At 51.1% G+C, this 5,012-nt stretch carries 5 protein-coding genes; 1 reads left to right on the forward strand and 4 read right to left on the reverse strand.

Annotation, left to right across the window (positions count from 1 at the left end; genetic code table 11):
* Positions 1-27: 27 nt before the first annotated feature.
* From HDF16_RS29925 to HDF16_RS29940, 4 genes are all read right to left on the reverse strand, one after another.
* The gene (locus tag HDF16_RS29925) at positions 28-225 is read right to left on the reverse strand and encodes a hypothetical protein (RefSeq protein WP_184224588.1); all 198 of its coding nucleotides are present in this window, start codon (positions 223-225) and stop codon (positions 28-30) included.
* Positions 226-483: 258 nt separating this feature from the next.
* Positions 484-2,034, reverse strand: a complete 1,551-nt coding sequence (locus HDF16_RS29930) for a replication initiator protein A (RefSeq protein ID WP_184224590.1) — start codon at positions 2,032-2,034, stop codon at positions 484-486.
* A 929-nt stretch (positions 2,035-2,963) separates the two neighbouring features.
* Positions 2,964-3,680, reverse strand: a complete 717-nt coding sequence (locus HDF16_RS29935) for a ParA family protein (protein ID WP_184224592.1) — start codon at positions 3,678-3,680, stop codon at positions 2,964-2,966.
* 289 nt (positions 3,681-3,969) lie between these two features.
* Positions 3,970-4,392: a hypothetical protein gene (locus HDF16_RS29940; protein ID WP_221313426.1), complete on the reverse strand. Its 423-nt coding sequence runs from the start codon at positions 4,390-4,392 to the stop codon at positions 3,970-3,972.
* Positions 4,393-4,797: 405 nt separating this feature from the next.
* On the opposite strand from HDF16_RS29940, the gene HDF16_RS29945 reads away from it, so the two are divergent.
* A partial coding sequence (locus HDF16_RS29945; protein ID WP_221313427.1) for a DUF1016 N-terminal domain-containing protein occupies positions 4,798-5,012 on the forward strand: 215 nt, incomplete at its 3' end.

Here is a 5,012-nt window from a genome sequence, read left to right on the forward strand (position 1 = left end):
GAAGACTGCCGGCCACGAGAAACTCAGCTAATCGTCTTCTGGAGTCTCGTCGAACTCTTTCAGTATCTCTTCTGCATTTTCGACATGATCGATTTCGACAGACTCCACGCCTGAATTGAGAATAGGAATCCGACGGATGACGAGATCATCCATGGTCCTGTTGAACGCCTCGATTGCGATCTCTGCATACTTCTTCTCTGTCAACACAAATGGAACAATTTTCACAAAACACATCAGTTTGGGCCCACACAACTCTTCACATTAGCTATCTGTCCCAAGATAACAACTTAGGTTCCCCCAAGAAATTGATTACCAAGAGAGATTCCCCCCTTCGTAATGAAACAGCCTTACCTTGGTAAGCCCATACCTTCAGTGCTAAGCGCGTCATTCGGTTGGGAAGAGCCCCTCGATCCGAGGTTTGGCTCACCTCTCTGCCACTGAATATAGACCTTCCTACAAACCTTAACGGTGAAGTAGACTACGCTAGCTAAACAGATCGATCTGGCTCGAGCTCGCCAACCAGTTTTCAAAGCTAGGTAATGCCAATTCTTGCTTCACTTCTTTTAGGATGATTTGCATGGCGACGGCAGGGCGACTCCTTTGAGGAACTCTTCTAAAATTCTCATCTGAGTGAGTGCGTTCTGCCACGATCTTCTCAACCAGTGATTGAAGAGCTGGTTCCGGATACTTCTCATTCACCGCCGCTTGCTGCTCCCGTTCGATCCACCGCATGTAAGCCACCTCCGCTTCGGCGCGATCCTGGCGTTTCGTTTCCTCTAACCGCGAGTTTTCTTGCGCTTCTTTTCGTCGGCGCACGCTCAAGAAACCAGCCGGGACTGGTAGTCCATTTTCAAGGGAGTAAATGATGAGTCCGGCCGGGTTTTCGATGTTCCGGCGTTTGCCTGAGGTCATTTGTCCTTCAAGATATTCCACGGTATCCATCACGCTGTCGGAGCCAAACCTTTGGACGAGCTGTCCCGCCTTGGCCGGAAGAATTCCGTGTTTCTCCAGCAACGCGAGAGCCTCTTGCTGATCACCGGTCATGCCACTCTGATTACCCTCTCCTAAAAGCGTCTGGGCAAGATCCAAAACTTCCCGACGTTCGGGGCGTGAGTTGTCGAGCACCCGAAGCAGTTCCTCGCCCGCTTGGAGGACGATCTTGTATCCAAGCTTGCTGGACATCGGCAGTATTTCCCATCGTGAAATGTATCTAATCTTGACCAACTCGTTGAGCGCGAGACCCATTGTTGATTTGATCTTCGATAGGTGGGGATACGCCTGTACATTCAAAAGATTGCATAACTCCGCATAGTCTTTCTCAACTTGTCGTCCTTGGCTGGCGTGAAACCAGAGATGCAGATTGCCAAAGATCCCTTTTGCGGTCGGCCGAGCTAGTTGCTTGTATGCGTTGAAATCTTCCGGAATTACATATCGTTGGTTGAGGTTTTCAAGGAGCCAATCCTCGAGGACAACTTCGTAATGCTCCTGCTTCTCGGCACCGTTTAGGTTGCTGCTGCCGGTCCGCCGAAATGATCGAAATACATGCAGCACCTCATCGGAATAAACTTTTTTCGCGGCGCGATACACGACTTGCTCAGAAGTAATGGTGGTGTCGGTCATCCGTTTGCCCCATTTCAATATCTCTTCGTATATCTCTCCGTTGCGCGAAAGGCCAAGTTCTTGAATGAGCCTATATCCGCTGAAGCGGATAGGGTTATCTATCTGCCCGGTTCGCGCGCGATCTTCGCTAATAATTTTGAGGAGGGCTATGAACTTGTCGCGGTCCGTCGTTGACGGTAGTCCAAGCAGTTCTGAGCCTCTGAACTCGGCAGCGACTTTGATTTTGTGACCGTTCCGATGAACGATCTGCTCAATGCGTCGCGAGGTTCGGTTCTTGTCGCGTGCATCGTTTGCTCCAAAGAATCCGATTTGGAGCAGATTCTTCTCAAATCTAACGAGATCAACATCAACCGAAATTGGCATCAGAGTTGAAGTTGTTGAGCTATTAGCGGGAGTTTTGCGTTTGATAGACATGTTCTAAGTTGTTGGTTGAATCGTATAGGAATTGCAACATCTGTAAATTCAGTTAAGAGCTTTAAGGACGCGTAGGTTATTGATATAACGATGGTTATGAGATGTTTTTTGCCAGCGCACCTCTCTAAAGTTGCCAAGCAACCTCTCGCTTTCTGCCAGCCGAGGTCGCTATCGGGCTGCCAGGTAACCTCTCTAGGTCTGCCAATGAACCTCTCCCATTTGGCAGCGCGCCTCTCTATTGTTGCCAGCGGACCTCTCTAGGCGCCCTCGTTCCTGGTCATGAGGTCGAAGTTGGTTTTCTGTGTGGCTCCGTTGGCGGATAATTCTCGACTTTTGCATAGAAAGAGGTGCAAATCTGATCCAAAGGCGCGAGTTTGGAAGCGATGGTGCCAGCCAACCTCTCTATCCGGGGGCGAGAGGTTGGCTGGCATGCCATAAGGATCTAAAAGCGAGAGGTTGGCTGGTAAAAACTCTCAACAAAGAAGTAAAAATGCGGTTGCAGGCCGATGTATTCATTGATATTGGCGATCGGTGTGCCAGCCAACCTCTCTAGCGGTCTCCGGGGGTCAAATTGATCCCAGAGACCCGAGAGGTTGGCTGGCAATCAATGTCCGTCGAGGAGCGCTCGAATCGCTTCGCTATAGGTCAAGCGTCGGCCGTCAGCGAAAGCCAGAAAGTCTTTATAGAGCGATACAGGCATTCTGATCGCAAGCTGTTTGGTTTCTTCTGAGGTGGTGCCGCGGACCGGTCTTCTGACGGGAATTCCACCGAGAAACCGATCAGAATGATCTCGGCTTGCGAACCCGTGGGTTGTGGCCAGTTTGTCTGAAATGTCGGGACTGAGGTGAGGTCGCGGCTTCGAAACTGGCACTTTTGCAAGCATTTCGCGAAGGCTCGCGCCGTCTGGCGGCTCCTCGGCTTCACCAGAATCAAGATCTAGGAAGTTGCTCATCTTTGTTGGTCTCCTCTGACGAAATTTTGATTAGTTCTCGCGCAAGAGCTTCGACATTGTCATAGGCGGCCTCCAGGTTGCCGGCCCTTCGGTCACCTGCCAATTCCTGCAAACTCAGCCTAAGATTGAACATTGCTTTGAACGCTTGGCGCTCGGCCAATGTGTTAGTAAAACGAGGGATTCCGGCTTCGGTGAGATCCCTCTCGAGCTCTCTTTGAGACAGGGATACGGGCGCACCTGGAGCGGGCGTGCGGGTTATGAGAATGCGGAAATTGATTCGGCGGCTCGGGTCGAATCGTCGGACAGCCTTTTCTTCGTCCTGGACAATTTTGATCGCTTTGCTCGCTTGGCGGACGTCGATAGCGCTGGCTTGCACGGGCACAATGACGAGATTTGCGGCGGATATGGCCCTAGAAACAAGAAAGCTAGCGGTTCCCTCTAGATCTACGAAAATGAATTGAAATTTGGAGATCTGCGCGTCCAGTACGTCGAAGAAGTTGCTTTCATTCACGTCGGCTATCACCGCAATATTCGATTGTGAATTCCCCTTTGTCTTCCAGTCTTGAATTGGGCGGTTGGGATCGGCATCGATGACGCAGACGGACGCGCCTACATGGGCTAGATGCGTCGCTAGGATTAGGGTCGTGGTGCTTTTGCCCGAGCCCCCCTTTGGATTTGAAACAGCGATAACCATTTAACTCCTAATGAGGCTGTACAGCAGCTGTATAGCGATAGCAATCTTATAGTAAACATGCAGCAGCTGTACAGCTGCTAGCTGCGATGTAGCTTGAAGATGCCTGCTGTACAGCTGGCATATACGGAAAGCTCCTAGGTAGCAGCTGTACAGTCGCTATATAGCGGCTGCTTTATAAATTTAGGCGTAATTGCCTTCCGATTCAAAAGGTTTATCACATTCTTATGTTTGTAGTAGCTGTACAGCAACTAGCTAGCGGAATGGTAGCAGCTGTACAGCTAACAGGCAATCAAAGAATCGGCCGCTCAGTCTCCTGCGAAAGGCGCTGATTCCGATCTTCCTCGTCTCTCTCGAGCTGGAGAAACATAAGATCGACCTCTTTGGAATCTATATCGGATTCGCGGACAGCACATTCCTCATACCGGCGCGCAAATTCCTGCTCATCGTTCTCGAGCACCCGTGCCAACGCATACATTGCTTCTGTGAGATCCAAGACGGTCGCGAACTTGATTTCTAGCCGACCCGGCGATAGCTGGAGCGTACGGGGCAGGGAGGAGATCGTCAAAGGCTCTCGATCTTGGCGCACCAGAGATCTGATTTTCCGATGTGAAACCGTCGCCTTCGCCAGCCTCACACGCTCAAAGTACGCGGTCACATCATCCGCGTCCTGGGCTCCTTGCAAAAAGCTGAGCAACGCGTCTTTCTCGACCAATAGGGAAGTTCCAATGGAAACAGTAGGGAGGAGTTCGATGACTTTTAGGGCTGCTCGGGGCTGCAACTGGAACAATACCTCGAGTTCGCGCCGGGTGTAATGAGACCGTATTGAGCTTGATACCGTACGGCGAATCTCGTGCAATCGGGGGAGCCAAGAAGCTGGCCGTGCCATAGAATTACCTCATAAACCCAATAACAACCGTAGTGTAGAAGGTTTTGAAGGAGAAGGGAATAACTGCGCGATCGCGCACTAATGGCGAAACGTATTCGCTCTATTTACCCACGACAATGTAGATTGTCGAAGGTAAATTCGTGCTACGCTGAATGCAGCCAAATCGGGCCTGGCAGCTCAATTGTGCAGCAGCCTGTTGCACAATTGGCTGAAATCCATCTTAAGTTTCTTATGAGCGACATTACGCCGACCTCGAACGCGCCCGAAGATCTTGTCTCAGACCTTCGCCGCCTGATCTCCGACGCACAGTATCAGGCGGCGGTGGCGGTAAACTCCGGGTTGACCCTCCTCTATTGGAAGTTGGGCGACCGAATCAGGCGCGAAGTGCTCGGTTCCGAACGCGCAGGCTACGGAGAGCAGATTGTCGTGACACTGTCGCGCCAGTT

Source organism: Granulicella aggregans, assembly GCF_014203275.1.
Classification (GTDB): domain Bacteria; phylum Acidobacteriota; class Terriglobia; order Terriglobales; family Acidobacteriaceae; genus Edaphobacter.